The 14,126-nt window shown below is 63.5% G+C and carries 18 protein-coding genes; 15 read left to right on the top strand and 3 right to left on the bottom strand.

Annotated features, from left to right (window positions below; genetic code table 11):
- Together VML93_RS21455 and VML93_RS21450 are read left to right on the top strand one after the other, a co-directional pair.
- The coding region (locus VML93_RS21455) for a DUF933 domain-containing protein (protein WP_325613786.1) at positions 1-383 on the top strand (383 nt) is incomplete at its 5' end.
- Positions 355-645, top strand: a complete 291-nt coding sequence (locus tag VML93_RS21450; protein ID WP_325613785.1) for a hypothetical protein — start codon at positions 355-357, stop codon at positions 643-645. The genes VML93_RS21455 and VML93_RS21450, both read left to right, overlap by 29 nt.
- A gap of 524 nt (positions 646-1,169) precedes the next feature.
- On the opposite strand, the gene VML93_RS21445 is transcribed toward VML93_RS21450, so the two are convergent.
- Entirely contained in the window at positions 1,170-1,637 is a 468-nt protein-coding gene (locus tag VML93_RS21445) for a hypothetical protein (protein ID WP_325613784.1), read from the bottom strand.
- A gap of 343 nt (positions 1,638-1,980) precedes the next feature.
- Between VML93_RS21445 and VML93_RS21440 the strand changes: the two genes are divergently transcribed.
- The 3 genes from VML93_RS21440 to VML93_RS21430 all read left to right on the top strand — a co-directional run bounded on the left by VML93_RS21440 (position 1,981) and on the right by VML93_RS21430 (position 3,708).
- Positions 1,981-2,691, top strand: coding sequence for an HXXEE domain-containing protein (locus tag VML93_RS21440; RefSeq protein WP_325613782.1), 711 nt, complete (start codon positions 1,981-1,983; stop codon positions 2,689-2,691).
- Positions 2,692-3,007: 316 nt separating this feature from the next.
- Positions 3,008-3,214 carry an alpha/beta hydrolase gene (locus VML93_RS21435; protein ID WP_325613781.1) on the top strand — a complete coding sequence of 69 codons (207 nt, stop codon included), beginning with the start codon at positions 3,008-3,010 and terminating at the stop codon, positions 3,212-3,214.
- Positions 3,215-3,309: 95 nt separating this feature from the next.
- Positions 3,310-3,708: a VOC family protein gene (locus tag VML93_RS21430; RefSeq protein ID WP_325613779.1), complete on the top strand. Its 399-nt coding sequence runs from the start codon at positions 3,310-3,312 to the stop codon at positions 3,706-3,708.
- Between the two features lie 29 nt (positions 3,709-3,737).
- Here the strand turns inward: VML93_RS21430 and VML93_RS21425 are convergent, their stop codons facing one another.
- Positions 3,738-4,142: a DUF732 domain-containing protein gene (locus VML93_RS21425; protein WP_325613778.1), complete on the bottom strand. Its 405-nt coding sequence runs from the start codon at positions 4,140-4,142 to the stop codon at positions 3,738-3,740.
- Positions 4,143-4,336: 194 nt separating this feature from the next.
- Here VML93_RS21425 and VML93_RS21420 point away from each other — a divergent pair, with 194 nt between their 5' ends.
- From VML93_RS21420 to VML93_RS21405, 4 genes are all read left to right on the top strand, one after another.
- Positions 4,337-4,720: a hypothetical protein gene (locus VML93_RS21420; RefSeq protein WP_414686412.1), complete on the top strand. Its 384-nt coding sequence runs from the start codon at positions 4,337-4,339 to the stop codon at positions 4,718-4,720.
- Positions 4,705-5,157 (top strand): protease inhibitor I42 family protein, encoded by a 453-nt coding sequence (locus VML93_RS21415; RefSeq protein ID WP_325613775.1) that lies wholly within the window; start codon positions 4,705-4,707, stop codon positions 5,155-5,157. Before VML93_RS21420 ends, VML93_RS21415 begins: the two co-directional genes overlap by 16 nt.
- A 244-nt stretch (positions 5,158-5,401) precedes the next feature.
- Positions 5,402-5,860, top strand: a complete 459-nt coding sequence (locus VML93_RS21410; RefSeq protein ID WP_325613774.1) for a hypothetical protein — start codon at positions 5,402-5,404, stop codon at positions 5,858-5,860.
- Positions 5,861-5,899: 39 nt separating this feature from the next.
- Positions 5,900-6,868, top strand: coding sequence for a zinc-dependent alcohol dehydrogenase family protein (locus tag VML93_RS21405; protein ID WP_325613772.1), 969 nt, complete (start codon positions 5,900-5,902; stop codon positions 6,866-6,868).
- A gap of 105 nt (positions 6,869-6,973) precedes the next feature.
- On the opposite strand, the gene VML93_RS21400 is transcribed toward VML93_RS21405, so the two are convergent.
- On the bottom strand, positions 6,974-7,354 hold the full coding sequence (locus VML93_RS21400; protein ID WP_325613771.1) for a nuclear transport factor 2 family protein: 381 nt from the start codon (positions 7,352-7,354) through the stop codon (positions 6,974-6,976).
- 145 nt (positions 7,355-7,499) lie between these two features.
- On the opposite strand from VML93_RS21400, the gene aqpZ reads away from it, so the two are divergent.
- The 6 genes from aqpZ to VML93_RS21370 form a co-directional block, all read left to right on the top strand.
- Positions 7,500-8,309, top strand: a complete 810-nt coding sequence (aqpZ, locus tag VML93_RS21395; protein ID WP_325613787.1) for an aquaporin Z — start codon at positions 7,500-7,502, stop codon at positions 8,307-8,309.
- Between the two features lie 112 nt (positions 8,310-8,421).
- Positions 8,422-8,622 (top strand): hypothetical protein, encoded by a 201-nt coding sequence (locus VML93_RS21390; protein WP_325613769.1) that lies wholly within the window; start codon positions 8,422-8,424, stop codon positions 8,620-8,622.
- Positions 8,623-8,850: 228 nt separating this feature from the next.
- On the top strand, positions 8,851-9,129 hold the full coding sequence (locus VML93_RS21385) for a hypothetical protein (protein ID WP_325613768.1): 279 nt from the start codon (positions 8,851-8,853) through the stop codon (positions 9,127-9,129).
- 379 nt (positions 9,130-9,508) lie between these two features.
- Positions 9,509-10,078 carry a peptidoglycan endopeptidase gene (locus VML93_RS21380; protein ID WP_349256597.1) on the top strand — a complete coding sequence of 190 codons (570 nt, stop codon included), beginning with the start codon at positions 9,509-9,511 and terminating at the stop codon, positions 10,076-10,078.
- 304 nt (positions 10,079-10,382) lie between these two features.
- A complete protein-coding gene (locus VML93_RS21375; protein WP_325613765.1) occupies positions 10,383-10,898 on the top strand; it encodes an OsmC family protein in 516 nt (171 codons plus the stop codon).
- A 126-nt stretch (positions 10,899-11,024) separates the two neighbouring features.
- Positions 11,025-14,126 (top strand): ATP-binding protein (locus VML93_RS21370; protein ID WP_325613763.1); only part of this gene is annotated, 3,102 nt, incomplete at its 3' end.

The raw sequence follows: 14,126 nt of genomic DNA, 5'->3' as shown, positions 1-14,126 counted from the left end.
AATTGCAGGAGCTCGACGACGAGTCGGCCGCCGAGTTGCTGGAGTCGATCGGCCAGACTGAACGTGGGCTGGATGCGTTGGCGCGGGCGGGGTTTCACACTCTACGGCTGCAGACCTTTCTGACGGCGGGTCCGAAAGAGTCGCGCGCCTGGACGATCCATCAGGGCGACACCGCCCCCAAGGCGGCCGGCGTCATCCACACCGACTTCGAGAAGGGCTTCATCAAGGCCGAGATCGTGTCCTACGACGACTTGATCGCCGCCGGATCCATGACGGCGGCCAAGGCGGCCGGCAAGGTGCGGATGGAGGGCAAGGACTACGTGATGGCCGACGGCGACGTTGTGGAATTCCGGCATGGAGCAACAACAAAAGCAAGCAAATAGAACCAAGGTACGACCCGGCGGTCGTCTTGGGCGGTCGTCGAGCCCTGGTCAAAACGCTAAAATCGTAGCCGCGATCACGGCAGCAAAAAGACGTCACAGCCGTTTCTGCAGTTTCGAGGGTTTCGTCTTCAGCCGCCGCGGCCCCGTGCAGCGCGCGGATCTGCACATCAACATCGCGGAGTTGCTTGACTTGCGCGGCGAACGCCGCCGCCGGCACGTCGTCGCCACCATCGATCCGCGGCGCCTGCTTGCGGCGCAATAGCTCCAAAACCTCACGCTCTGACGCCGACCGCCTCGACACCGACAGCCATTGTCAGCAACTCAAACGGCCGCCCGCGGCGCCGCGATTCCCGTGACAGTCCTCAGGCGCGACGGCTGCTGCTTGCGCCCCAACGGCCAAACCCGCAGTCTTGTTGTAGCACAATCAATTCTGATGAATTCGACCTTGCTGAGATTCAAGCGTTTCAGCGAAGATTCTTTGGAGAAAAATCTGGTAGATAAACCACCGCGCCCACTGCCGGCGTGGGCACGTCCTTAAAAAGCAACACTGCGCCGCCGTCGGTCGTCGGGGGATGCGGCACAACCGATTTCGGCCGACTCTCGAATATTGTTCTCCTGCAACAGTTTTGGTCGATCAGGTTGGCGATGGAAGGTTGGCGAGCATGGCACTCGTCGGCGGCCCCGTTGGGCTATCCGGGTGCGGTCGTTGGCCCAGCGCATCATTGGGTCTGTACGCAGCTGGGCGAGGAGGCTCGTGCTCGCGGCTGGGCGGCGCGCTGCCGCTCGCTAGTTCGTAGTGCTGAGGGCAAGTCGGACTATTGTCGTTTTGGCTGCCGCATCAAGCAACTGTTGGCGATCCGGCTGGCGGTCTCCCGGCAACCCAAGCATCAGCCCTTTGGCGGCTCGGGGTCCGTTCCGCTTGGCGAAGTCACCGAGAACGTCTGCTTTCTGCTCGAGTTGTCTGATCACCGTCGGTCGGCCCTCAAACCAGCGTCGCTTGATGAGCACGCGCACGTTCTTGGCGCTGCCGATCGTCTTAGGCCAGTTCGCGGAACTGGAAACTATGACGTCGCCGTCATCCCAGGGGAAATAGCCGACGGTGAAGCTGTACTTGTTAGCGGTCTTACCGCCGGTATAGCTCAATAGCATCAAGCGGCCGCTCACTAGCCAGTGCAACGGCGATTGAAGTAGAGGACGCACGACCGCATTGGCGCGTGCAAAGAATGTCGCTAGGCGTGCGGGATCATCGAACATCGGATGCCTCTCGTTGGCTTCTCGGCTGCGCTGCTTCAGCCTAGAGATTTCAGCATTTGTGCAAAACGCCAGTTGATCCTCTAGTCAGCACGCGCATCGTCATGGGTGTCCGGTGACGTGGTCGAATTCCGCCACGGATAAACGTGTATAAACGCTGGACGACGGCTATCTGCGGGTAATTCTGCGTGACCGTCGCTCGACCGAAATCCTGACGCTTACTGACGTCTACCTCGGAGACGTGTCGCTGACACAACCCAGCGCATCGACTGCGCTCGGATGAACACACAGGTAAGGCGGCGGGCACTAAAGTCCAGGTCCAGCGGCGTCGCTGTCTGTAGCCTCAGTGACACAGTTTGTGGACCGAAAGGAAGAGATGGTCAGCAGATCCTCGCTCGACAAGTACCGCAGCAACTGGCCGAGGGTTGGCGCCGTACTCGCGATGGCTCTCGGCGGAGCGTCAACTCTGGCTGCGGGTAAGAAGCTGACCAACCTGCGCGCACTGGCAGTGATGAACTTCATCGCTCTTCTCGTCCATCAATACGAGGAGTACGAAGATCCCGGCTACTTTCCGGGACAGTTCAACCGCGGCATCTTCAAGAGCGATCAGCCTCGGAACTATCCCCTCAACACCAACACCGCGATGTGCATCAACACCGCCGTCGCCTATCCCTTCTACATCGCGCCGATCGTGTTCCCGAACGTGAGGTGGCTCGGCCTGCCGCCTGTCTTGTTCGGAATCAGTCAGTCGGTCGGTCACGGAGTAATTTTTCCTCGCATCGCGAACGCGAAGTACAGTCCTGGATTTCTCGCGTCGATTCTGCTGCACGTTCCCATCGGCCTCACCTATATACGGGCTCTTCGCGGCCAAGGAGAGATCGACCGCGCAACATGGCTGACGAGCATCGCCGTCACGGCGTTTGTCGCTGTAACAGGCGTGGCCGGGCCAAACATTCTTGGGCGCGATAGGCACAGCCCCCATGCCTTCACGGCAAAGCAGATGGGCGAGTACGACACTTCGCCCGCACCGGTTGCCAATCAAGCCTGGGAACCATGACCTGGTGGCGTTCCCCCCAACGTCTAGGCAAAGAAATGAGCACTGGTCCGTCTGTGCGATTGCACCGGGCGGATTCTGGTCGGATGAGCTCCAAGCGCGAGCGATGAAGCGGGTCCGCCGCAACGCAGCGCTGCCGTTTGATGCGTTCCCTCTCGCCGCTTCCGATGAAGCCTTCGGTTCTGCGGCGCTACGCGTTGCGCGACACGGTGTTTCACGGAGATCGACTCGGCGCCCACCGAGCGGCAGGGATCGTCGAAGAGGCCTTTGAGTGCAGCATCGTTGACGACATCTTCGCGCAGAGGAATGCGTCGCTCAGATGGATCCCCTGCCGTGCCCAATCACCATCGCGTGGGCGGAGAAAGACACCCTGCTTCCCAGCAGTCTCTACGATCCCGTCGCCCGAAAGCGCTCACCTCGTGCCACGTTCACCGTCCTGCCCGACGTAGCGCATATTCCGATGCTCGAGGATCCCGAGTTCCTCGCGCGCACCATCCTTGCCACGACCGGTGCCGCGAACGCCTAGTGGTGACCGACGACGACTTGTCGGAGTGCGTACCTAGCATGTGGTTGCCGAACACATCCGCCAATCCTTCGGCCGCATCACAAGGGGAAGTTCCGATGAAATTCGTTTCGACGCGCATCATCACCGCTGACGTAAATCGGCTGGTCACGTTCTACGAGATGGTCACCGGGGTCTCCGCGGTATGGGGGAACGAGCTGTTCGCCGAAATTCCAACGCCGACTGCCGCGCTGGCCATCGGTAGCGACAAGACCGTCCCGCTGTTTGGAGAGGGATCCGCTCAGCCGGCGGCCAACCGAAGCTGCATCATCGAGTTCATCGTGGACGACGTCGACGCCGAGTACGCACGGATTGGCGAGCGACTTTCCGACGTGGTGACCGAGCCGACGACAATGCCGTGGGGAAATCGCGCTCTGCTGTTCCGCGACCCCGACGGGAACCTCGTCAACCTGTTCACCCCGGTGACTGACGAGGCACGCGCCAAATTCGGAGTGTGACACCGACCGTGCGGCCCCGGATGCGCAGATCAGCCTTTCGCGTCAGCCGCTGGTTGAACTGATGGCGTGGGGGAGGGCGATGGACCCCTGCTGGGGCCGTTAGGGGCCCTACTGGGGACCGGAGGGGCGGTGATGGAGCCGTACTGCGGGCAGTAGGCCTGGATCGCAGCTCCAGTGAAGTAGGCCGCATTCATCGCTGGCCAGTTGGTGGCCTGGGTGACCTTGGCGATCAGATCCGCGTTGCTGGTTTTGGGGTTGCCGCTGAGGGTGCCGCAGACGACGGTTTTCGCGACCTGGATTGCTTTGTCGGGTGCGCCGTAATCCATGCCGGAGGTTTTGAGGTTGGTGATGAATGCGTCGTCGGTCGGGTCCGCGTGGGCAGGCACGGCCAAACAGACGGAAAGGACTATCAACGCGATGGCTCTCACCACCATGACGTCCCTCCTAGTTGAATTCCGCGGCGTCCGGTGACCAGCCCAGGAAATTCGCGACGAGATCTCATGGCATTTTAACTAGCACCCGCCTCCGTCGCAGGTCCTGCGGCGCCGACGCCGGGTCCCGCGCCACTCGGGAGGTGACTTGGAATCGCTACTTGCTTGGATGCCGTTCCAGGGGAAATCCTTAGGGGATGGCGGCTACTAAGCAAACGCGACCGTGGGTTCGGCGGTGTATGAGCGTGCTGGTCGGTGGCGGGCTGGCCCTGGCCGCTGTCGGACTGGCGGGTGGCCCGTCGGCGCAGGCGGCCCCGGCCCCCGCGCCGACCAGCCACTGGTGCCCGGGTGATCTATGGGACCCGGCCTGGGGCAGGGACTACAACTGGGACTGGAGTAAGTGCCACGACTGGCAAGCTCCGGCACCCGCGCCGGTGGGTTGGGGACCCTGGGGACCCCCGCCGGGGTGGGCGCCGCCGGCGCCACCTCCACCGGCATGGGCGCCGCAGGCCCACCTGATGTGGAACCCCACTCTCAATACTTGGGGATTCTTCAACAACGGCATATGGAATTCGATTTGACCAAACGCCAGCTGGTCATTTTCGTAATGCTCGTTTCGCTGGCGGTGTTGGGGTGTTCGGCAAAAGAGAACCGCTCGCAGACCGCGACGCCGACGACCGCCGCTACGCAATCACCGACCATCGAGGCTTCGGGGGCCGATAACGGCAAAGACATCACGATGTCGGTCGGCGACACGCTGAAACTGACCTTGTCGGCGAATCACAGCACCCCATTCTGGTGGGCGGCGGACACGCAGATCGGCGATGCCACCATCCTGCAGCAAACTGGTCACGAATACACTGCCAGCGCCACCACGACCGGCGGATCGGGCAGCGAGTTCTGGATCTTCAGAGCTTCGAAGGCCGGCACGACGACGATCACCAATCGCGAAAGTTCCGTTGCCACCCCGGGCGGAGCACCACTGCACACGTTCACGGCGAAAGTCACTGTCAAGTAAGGGAATTCGTCTCATCTGGGGCGCTGGGGTCGCGACCTGCGAGGCGCAGGAGGCGGGCCTGCGATGACGCTTGCCGAGAAAGTTGGCCCCTCGGCTGGCAGTCGCCGTCATTCCCCGATCCTAAGGCTGTCCGTCGCGATACCAGGATCAACAAGGCTTCCCCGCCGACGTCCAAACAGGAATTCGCAGTGGCGGCGATGCGCTTTCCCGTGGACGAAAGATCAACTCCATTAAGGAGGACACAATGTCCACGCTTCACTTCCACCAGTCGACAGCTTCCACCCCTGAGCAGTTCATCGCCGGGCTCACTGACTTCGGACCGGGCCGTTCGGAGCTGTTTCCGAATAGCGCGGACGGCGACCTCAGGGTGCACCACAAGGGCGCCCGCGACGCCGATGTCACGGAAGGCTCAGGCGGCATCTGGGAACGCCTGCACTACGACTGGTCCGATCCCAACCGCGTCACGCTGACGACCACCGACTCGAACACCTGGGGAGGCGCGTCGGGTTACGTCTATACCCTCAGCCCGCATCCCGACGGCACCACGAATGTCGACGTTGTCATTGTCCGCGAGGGCAAGAACTTCAAGGGACGCGTCCTGGCGGCCGTAGTCGCATCGATCGGCAAGGGCGTATTAAGGAAGGCATTCGTCCACAGCGTCAAGGCCATCGAGACGCGCAGCGACGCCGAAATTCGGCGATAGCTGCTGTCGAAATTAACCAGCCTAGCGAGAGGAATTGATATGCGCGCCATACAGATTGAACGGTTCGGAGACCCCGCACAGGTGCTCCGTGTCGTCGACATCGAAGAGCCGCCGCCACCGGGCCCGCATGAGGTGCTGGTGAGCGTTGAGTTCTCGCCGTTGAACAAACATGACCTACTGGTTGTGGGCGGCATGCTGGCCCGACCACCCCTGCCCCACATACCCGGCGCAGAGGGGGTCGCCCGTGTGCTTGCCACTGGCGCCGAGGTCGATGGACTTCAGGTCGGCGATCTGGTCGTGCTACCCCTGTATGCCGGTGCGTGGCGTGAGCGGCTCGTGGTGCCCGCCGACGGCCTGTTCGCACTCCCCGCCGGCGGCAACATCGAGCAGTACTCGATGCTGGGCAGCAACCCCCCGACGGCAGGATTGATGCTCAGTGAATGCACCACCCTGCAGCCCGGTGACTGGGTGGTTCAGAACGCCGCGAACTCCGGTGTGGGACGGTCATTGATCGCGCTAGCCAAACTTCGGGGACTGAAGACGATCAACCTGGCCCGCGACGACACAACGTTCGCCGAGCTCACAGCAGCCGGGGCCGACGTGGTCCACGTCGACGACCCCGATGCGGTCGGCGATGTTCGGGCGGTGATCGGCGACGCGCGAGTGGCGCTGGCAGTGGAAGCCGTCGGTGGCCCAGGGGTGGGGCGGCTGCTCGAATTGCTCTCCGACGGTGGATCGTTGGTCAGCTATTCCTGGGCCAGGGACGAACCCATGTGGGTCGACAGCTCGACACTGGTCGGCAAGCACATCACCGTCCGCGGATTCTTTGTCGGCGACTTCGACTACCACCACAAGGTGGTGCCTGTCATTCGTGAGGCGGCACCGCTGGTGGCCGACGGCACCCTCGTGGTCCCCGTAGCGGGTGTGTACCCCCTCACGCATATCCAGGACGCAGTGCAGCATCTCCTCCGGGGCGGCAAGATCCTGCTGAACGTGGCGGGGCGATGAACGCGCGCACAGCGGGAGGCTGAAGATTCGCCACTTCGGCCAGCCCCGGCGCCGCCCAACGCTGCAACGGCTGGTTCGTTCATCTCGTTGCCCCAATGGGGCTTGTCATTGCATCGGTTCGACCCACTGAGCGCGCGACGGCCCGGGCTCGAAAGCTTCGCCGAAATACTGGGTCTCGTGCACGACCTCGCCGTCCTCGAATTCCATGATGCTCACTACGTAGAACGGTTGTTCGTCGTAGCTCAGCACCAGTTCGCTGATCCACAGGTCGCCGCCGCCGAGGATCCGCCTTACGGTGAAGCGTTTGGCGTTCGGCTGAGCGGTGCGCGAAGCCTGAATGTTGTCACGGCCGCGGATCCGCTCACCTGATTGCGGATAGTCAAGAACCGCGTCGGCTCGGTAAATCCGATGTTCCGTGTCGAAGTCGTTTGCGTCGGAGGCAGCCCAGTGAACCTGAAGCGCGTCCCGGACGTCGTTATCGCCCATGACAACCTTCCTCCCTGTAGCCGCCGGTGGGAAAGGCGGTTTTGGGCAGTATGACAGGAAGATCGGGGGGAAACCTTTGGGGATCCGGGTGAGCGGGGGCTACATTTTTATGGGGCTCCTCTCACCTGGAGGTCGGCACATGAAGATGTCGTCATTGACTTCGAAATTGGGCGCCGAGCTATTCGGCACGTTCTGGCTGGTGTTCGCTGGTTGCGGCAGCGCGATCTTCGCGGCTAAACAGATCGCCAAAGCCGAAGATGGCAGCGGCGCTTACCAATTGGGCATCGGCTTCCTCGGAGTGGCATTGGCATTCGGGCTGACTGTCGTCACGATGGCTTACGCCGTCGGCCACATCTCGGGTGGGCATTTCAACCCCGCGGTCAGTCTGGGCGCGGCGGTGAGCGGCCGGCTGCCGTGGAAGGATCTTCCCGGCTACTGGATCTCCCAGGTCATCGGTGGCCTGCTGGCCGGCGCGGTGTTGCTGGTCATCGCGCAGGGAAAGCCCGGGTTTTCCCGCGTCGGGAACATGGCGGCAAACGGCTACGGTGAGCATTCGCCCGCCAAGTACTCGCTGGCAGCGGTGATCATTGCCGAGGTTTTGCTGACGGCGTTCTTCCTCATCGTGATACTTGGCGCGACCGATGACCGGGCCGCAAAGGGGTTCGGGCCGTTGGCCATTGGTCTGTCGCTGACGCTCATCCATCTCGTCTCGATCCCGATCAGCAACACTTCGGTCAATCCGGCGCGGTCCACCGGCGTCGCCTTTTTCAACGCGAACGGCGCGCCGGGTCAACTGTGGGTGTTCTGGGTGGCGCCGCTGATCGGGGGCGCCATCGGCGGTCTGATCTACCCGCTGCTGTTCGAGGGCGGAAAGTTGTCGGTCGGTAGGAAGGCGCCGCAGGCCACCCCACGTGGCGGCTTGCGACGTAGCCCAGCAAATAAGCCCGGGAAGTAGCAGACGTCTCGTAGAGAAATCGCCAAGGATCTTTCCAGAAATCGTTGAGGACTTCGGCTGAACCTGATGTCACGGGGAAAACCCCTAAAACCCTCTGACAGAAGGAGTCTCAATGATCAGTACCCGTTTCGCCAAGTTTGCCGCCGGTGCCGTCGCCACCGCCGCTGTTGCGCTGGGCGGGCTTGCCGCCGCTGGCACCGCTTCGGCCGAGCCCAACTTCCAGGGTGGCGTCGTGGGCGGCCCCAACGGTAACCACGCCGGGGTCCACTGGAACGGCCCGCACGCCGGTCACGCCTCCGTTAACTGGCACTGATATCACCGAACGGCGCCGGCGGTAGTTCGCAAGTGCGAACGGCCGCTGGCGCTTTCGCATGTCTGGGTGCGGACGCAGCGCGTGGGGCTTCGGCTCGGGCACGTAGTTGACGGCATCGGCCAGGTAGGCAAGCGAGCCGGCTCAGGCCGACGACGACAGTTTGGAATATGGCCAGGACTTTGCTCGACCGGGACCTAAAAGCCGGCTTTCATGGAACACTCGCTTGGCGTGAGCACAGAACCCCGTTGGTCGGAGACTCAACGAACCGCCACCCTTGCCGCGATCGACATCGTGAAGACGTTCTTCAAAGCGGACAGAGTCGCTGCCGGCACCAAGATCAACGAGCACCTGAAACAGATCGGCCCGGACGGCGTCATCTCCGGCTACAACGCCTTCTGCGGGATGCTCGTCAAACACATCGCCGAACTGACGGGCGAGGACCCCATGGTGATCATCTACAAAGCTGAGGAGACCGCACGCAACGTGAAGTCCGACGAGGACGTTTAGCGGCGATCGCGAGGGCGGCGGAGCCGGGTGAAGCGGGTCGCCGCCTGAGATTACTCAGCATCTTTGCGCTGGAGACCCCCGTCGGGCGGATCAACGCCCAATCCCCGCCGCCCCGTCAGGCGCGTTGCGCAATTGTGCTGTTTGCGGATCTGAATCGAATCTGTACGGCCAACCAGGGCGTCTTCGCAGGTAGACGGCCCGAGAAAACAATTCTGCAATAGCTGAAATATTTTGCTATATCTCAATAATAACTTCTGTTTCAACATTTAAGTTGTTTCGTGATAAGTTTGCTGTATAGGCTGGGATCATTAGCTGGAACAAAGTGATTAGCGCCACAAACTTTGATACGCTATGCATATTATTGGTAGCGTCCTTGCCCATGATTCTCGCAACGCTGCTGGCGCTTATCAATCAAGTGTCCGGCACTCCTTATGTCTCGGGCGGCGATTCTCCCGCCGGGACCGACTGTTCAGGGCTGGCATCGTGGGTATCTAACGCCGCGACTGACAGGCCGGTCTTCGGGAGCCGATTCAACACCGGGAACGAAGAGTCCGCTTTGTTGTCCCGCGGCTTCCAGTACGGAACCGCTCCCAACGCCCTGGTGATCGGCTGGAGCCGTGGCCACACCGCGGTGACCCTGCCCGACGGCACCCCGGTGTCCAGCGGCGAAGGCGGTGGCGTGCGCATCGGCGGCGCTGGTGCCTACCAGCGCGGATTCACCCATCACATGTTCCTGCCGATGGACCCGGTTGACGGTCTGCCGCCGCCTCCTCCGCCGTTCGACGCGCCGCCGCCGCCTCCGGCTCCGGTGCTGGTGGACGCGCCGATGCCGGCTCCCGCTCTCGACGCGCCGCCTCCTGCTCCGGATGCCCCGCCTCCGCCGCCGCCCCCTCCGGCGCCGATGGATGCCCCGATGCCGCCTCCGCCGGGCGATCCCGCGGCGGTATAGCCAATCGCGGCATCCGTGCGATATGGATCACATTCTTACGACATAGTTATCTACTAGGCCGGTGCCGCCGTTTGTGGGGTATATCACTAAATCCCCATAGCGGCGGCTAAACCGGTTTTTGGGCCGTTTCCGCTCGGTAAGCCAATTGTCTTTAGCCGGGTTCAGCCTGGGCCTGGTCGATTTGCTCGCGCGCATAAGAGCGATTCGTGAGCTCAGCCAATCGAGGATTCGGTTCACGTCGAGTGGGAGGGTCGATCTAATCGCGAGGCGCTCCTATCATCGCCACGACAGAAGGAGCACAGTCGTGACAACCTCGACCACCCATCTGGGCAATGTCATCGCCGCCACCGGCGCCGTCGTTGCTGCCGACAAGTCCAAGGCCCAGGCCGTCTTCCAGGCGTCCGCGACCGCCCACGACGCCGTCGCCAGCACGGTCACCCTCGGCGAATATCGGGTCGAGGTCGACGAGCCGCCGGTCCTCGGCGGAGAGGGCAAGGCCCCCAACCCCGTCGAGTACTACCTGGCCTCGCTGCTCTCCTGCCAGGTCGTGACCTATCGGTTCTGGGCCGAGAAACTCGGGATCGCGGTCGAGGACATCACCGCGCACGCCAAGGGTGACCTCGACGTGCAGGGCTTCTTCGGTTTCGACACCGACGTTCGCGCCAGATTCCAGGAGGTGCGGGTGGTGGTCACGGTGACCGGACCGGAGACTGCGGAGCGCTACCGCGAACTGCAGGATGCGGTGGACGCGCACTGCCCGGTACTGGATCTGACCCGAAATCCCACCCCGGTGACCACCCGCGTCGAGATCGCCTCTTAGCCACCCCGTGCTCTAACGCTTCAAATCGTGTCGCCGCAGCGTCCGCCGGTTGTAGGGTCGCGATTCAGAGGCCCGATCGCGCCGATGCGAGTTTTGGGGCTATAGCAAAAGGGCAGTCGGTTGGATGTGACGGGTGCTGAGCGCGGAGATCAGGCCCCAATCTTCGGAGCCGAGTACTCGATCTTTGGTGCCGACAGTGAAATCGGTCCCGACCTGAAGGCGGTGGACTGGGCGGCGACGCCGCTCGGCCCGCCGGTGGGGTGGCCGCAGAGCTTGCAGACGGCGGTGCGCATCCTGCTGTCGTCGCGCTTTTCCATGTGGCTGGCGTGGGGGCCCGAGCTGACGTTCTTCTGCAACGCCGCTTACCGTCGCGACACCCTGGGCCGCAAATACCCCTGGGCGCTGGGTAGACCCGCCCGCGAGGTGTGGGCGGAAATCTGGGAGGACATCGGCCCACGGATCGATCGGGTGCTCTCCTCCGGGCAGGCGACGTGGGATGAGGCGCTGTTGCTGTTTGTTGAGCGGTCGGGCTATCCGGAGGAGTCGTATCACACGTTCTCCTACAGCCCACTGCACGACGACGCCGGAGCGGTGGTCGGGATGCTGTGCGTGGTCCGCGAGGATACCGACCGGGTGATCGCCGAGCGGCGGATGGCGACACTGCGCGATTTGGGTTCCGACCCCAATGTGGTGCGCACCGAGCAGCAGATGCTGGCCTTCACCGCCGGCCAGCTCAGCCGCAACTTGCGCGACCTTCCGTTTACGTTGACCTACCTGTTCGACGACGACGGTGCGGCACGGTTGGCAAGTATCAGCGGCATCGCTGCAGGGCATCCGGCTGCACCGGCGGTACTCGCCGCAGACGACAGCTCAGTGTGGCCGGTGGTCGATCTGGCGCGCGGCGAACAGGTGCTGGTCGAGCTCGTCAAGGTCGCAGGCGAGCTGCCCACCGGCGACTGGCGCAATCCGCCCGTCCAAGCGCTGGTGGTGCCGCTGGTGCAGGCGGGCGGCACCCCCTACGGATTCCTGGTGGCCGCGCTGAACCGCTACCGGCCGCTGGATAGCGCCTACCGCGGGTTCGTGGAACTGGCGGCCGGCCACATCTCGGGGGGAATCGGCAGCGCACGTAGTTACCAAGCTCACCAACGACGGGCGGAGGAGCTGGCCGAGCTCGACAAAGCCAAGACCGCGTTTTTCTCCAACATCAGCCACGAATTCCGCACCCCCCTGTCCCTGATCTTGGGTCCAGTCGCTGAACTGCGGGCCGAAGCACCAGGCCCAGCTGATCGCACGCGCCAAGAACTCGATGTCGTTCACCGAAACGCGTTGCGACTCAACAAGTTGGTCAACACGCTGCTGGATTTCTCCCGCATCGAGGCCGGCCGCATGCAACCGCACTTCGAGCCGGTCGATCTCGCCACCAGCACCGCCGAGCTGGCCAGCGTGTTCCGGTCGGCCATCGAGCGAGCCGGTCTGACGTTCACGGTGGACTGCCCGTCGCTGGGCGAACCGGTGTACCTGGACCGCGACATGTGGGAGAAGGTGATCCTCAACCTGCTGTCCAACGCGCTGAAGTTCACCTTCGCGGGCTCCATCACCGTCCGGCTGCGACGCGACGGCGACCACGCGGTCATCACCATCGCCGACACGGGGGTGGGAGTGCCGGTCACCGAGATGCCCCGGCTCTTCGAGCGGTTCCATCGCGTGGAGTCCACACTCGCGCGGTCCAACGAGGGCAGCGGGATCGGGCTGGCGCTGGTCAAGGAACTCGTCGGGGTGCACGGCGGCGCGATCACCGCCGACAGCGTGGAAGGCGCAGGCACCACCTTCACCATCCGGCTGCCGTTCGGCGCTGCGCACCTGCACACCGGCAACGGCGACTCCGCCGAGCGCGCTCGGACGTTTCCCAGCGCGGCCGACCCTTACGTCGAGGAGGCCTTGCGCTGGCTGCCCACCGACGACGGCGCCGCCACGATCGAGGACACCTCGCCGCTGGCATCGCAAAGCGTCAGCGCTCCGATTCTGGGCGCCGGAAAACAGGCGCGCGTGCTGGTCGCCGACGACAACGCCGACATGCGCGAATACCTGGCCCGCCTGCTACATACTGCCGGCTACGGCGTCGACGCCGTGTGCGACGGCGAGCAGGCCCTGCAGGCCATCCGCGCGGATCCACCCTCGTTGGTTGTCAGCGACGTGATGATGCAGCGGATGGATGGTCTTCAGCTGGTCGCGGCACTCCGCGAGGATCCGCGCACCGCCTCGATACCCGTGCTGCTGCTGTCCGCACGCGCAGGCCAGGAAGCCTCCATCGAAGGCCTGCAGGCAGGCGCCGACGATTACCTCGTCAAACCGTTCGCCGCCGCGGAACTGCTGGCCCGCGCCCGCGCCAACATCGAATTGGCGCGGCTGCGTAACCACCACGCCCTATGGCGCACCGCGCTCGTCGAGTCCCTGCAAGAAGCGTTCTTCGTCTGCGACCAAGACGGCGCGGTCATCCAGTTCAATACCGCTTTCAGCGACATCCTCGGCTACGGAACGGAAGGCCTGCCCTATCCAGCCGTCGCCCCGTGGTTTCCGGACGCCGACACCGACCCCGACGCCCATCGACAAGTCATGGAGGCGTTCGCCACCTTCGTGGACGGGAGCCGGCGCAGCTTCACCATCCCGCTCACACACCGTGACGGGCACCGGTTGTGGGTCACCACCAACTTCAGCCACGTGGACGACCCGGACACCGGCGAGCGCGTCATTGTCGGCGCATTCCGCGACGTCACCGCCGAGCATTACACGGTGCAAGGCCAAATGGCGTTGGCCGCACTCAACCAGCAGCTTGTCCAGGCCGACACCGTCGATGACGCGGTCCATGCCGCGGCAGAAGAACTGCGTCGACTGTGGCAAGCACGTCGCGTCCTGGCCGTTGCCTTCCAAACTCAAGGCGCTGCCAACGACGTCGACCCGACCTCGGCGTCCGGGGCTGCGGAGCTGGTTTGCATCGGTGAGCCCGCGCAGTGGGCCGACCTGCCGCCGGCAACGTGGAACACGATCAACACGCTGGCCGCCGGTGACCTGCTCATCCCCGACACCGGCGAGGCCGGCAGAGCCGGCATCGCCCTCGAGCATCCGCATGGAGTGCTTGTCATCTGGATCGAACTGGCTGAACACCGACCGTTTAATCCCGAAGACCAGACGTTGCTGACCTTGCTGGCGAGTCGCCTCAGCCACGGCCTG

It is taken from the genome of Mycobacterium sp., assembly GCF_035499775.1.
Lineage (GTDB): Bacteria > Actinomycetota > Actinomycetes > Mycobacteriales > Mycobacteriaceae > Mycobacterium.
The sequence above is the reverse complement of the archived record's forward strand: the minus strand, read 5'-3'. Positions and strand labels throughout refer to the sequence as shown.

What these genes read in the sequence shown, in the direction of transcription:
- VML93_RS21400 (WP_325613771.1), bottom strand. Translation starts at nt 7,354, where the DNA reads ATGGGCGATAACGACGTCCGGGACGCGCTTCAGGTTCACTGGGCTGCC.
- VML93_RS21410 (WP_325613774.1), top strand. Translation starts at nt 5,402, where the DNA reads ATGTCCACGCTTCACTTCCACCAGTCGACAGCTTCCACCCCTGAGCAG.
- VML93_RS21415 (WP_325613775.1), top strand. Translation starts at nt 4,705, where the DNA reads ATGGAATTCGATTTGACCAAACGCCAGCTGGTCATTTTCGTAATGCTC.
- VML93_RS21405 (WP_325613772.1), top strand. Translation starts at nt 5,900, where the DNA reads ATGCGCGCCATACAGATTGAACGGTTCGGAGACCCCGCACAGGTGCTC.
- VML93_RS21390 (WP_325613769.1), top strand. Translation starts at nt 8,422, where the DNA reads ATGATCAGTACCCGTTTCGCCAAGTTTGCCGCCGGTGCCGTCGCCACC.
- VML93_RS21450 (WP_325613785.1), top strand. Translation starts at nt 355, where the DNA reads ATGGAGCAACAACAAAAGCAAGCAAATAGAACCAAGGTACGACCCGGC.
- VML93_RS21430 (WP_325613779.1), top strand. Translation starts at nt 3,310, where the DNA reads ATGAAATTCGTTTCGACGCGCATCATCACCGCTGACGTAAATCGGCTG.
- VML93_RS21445 (WP_325613784.1), bottom strand. Translation starts at nt 1,637, where the DNA reads ATGTTCGATGATCCCGCACGCCTAGCGACATTCTTTGCACGCGCCAAT.
- aqpZ (WP_325613787.1), top strand. Translation starts at nt 7,500, where the DNA reads ATGTCGTCATTGACTTCGAAATTGGGCGCCGAGCTATTCGGCACGTTC.
- VML93_RS21425 (WP_325613778.1), bottom strand. Translation starts at nt 4,142, where the DNA reads ATGGTGGTGAGAGCCATCGCGTTGATAGTCCTTTCCGTCTGTTTGGCC.
- VML93_RS21420 (WP_414686412.1), top strand. Translation starts at nt 4,337, where the DNA reads ATGGCGGCTACTAAGCAAACGCGACCGTGGGTTCGGCGGTGTATGAGC.
- VML93_RS21435 (WP_325613781.1), top strand. Translation starts at nt 3,008, where the DNA reads ATGGATCCCCTGCCGTGCCCAATCACCATCGCGTGGGCGGAGAAAGAC.
- VML93_RS21380 (WP_349256597.1), top strand. Translation starts at nt 9,509, where the DNA reads ATGATTCTCGCAACGCTGCTGGCGCTTATCAATCAAGTGTCCGGCACT.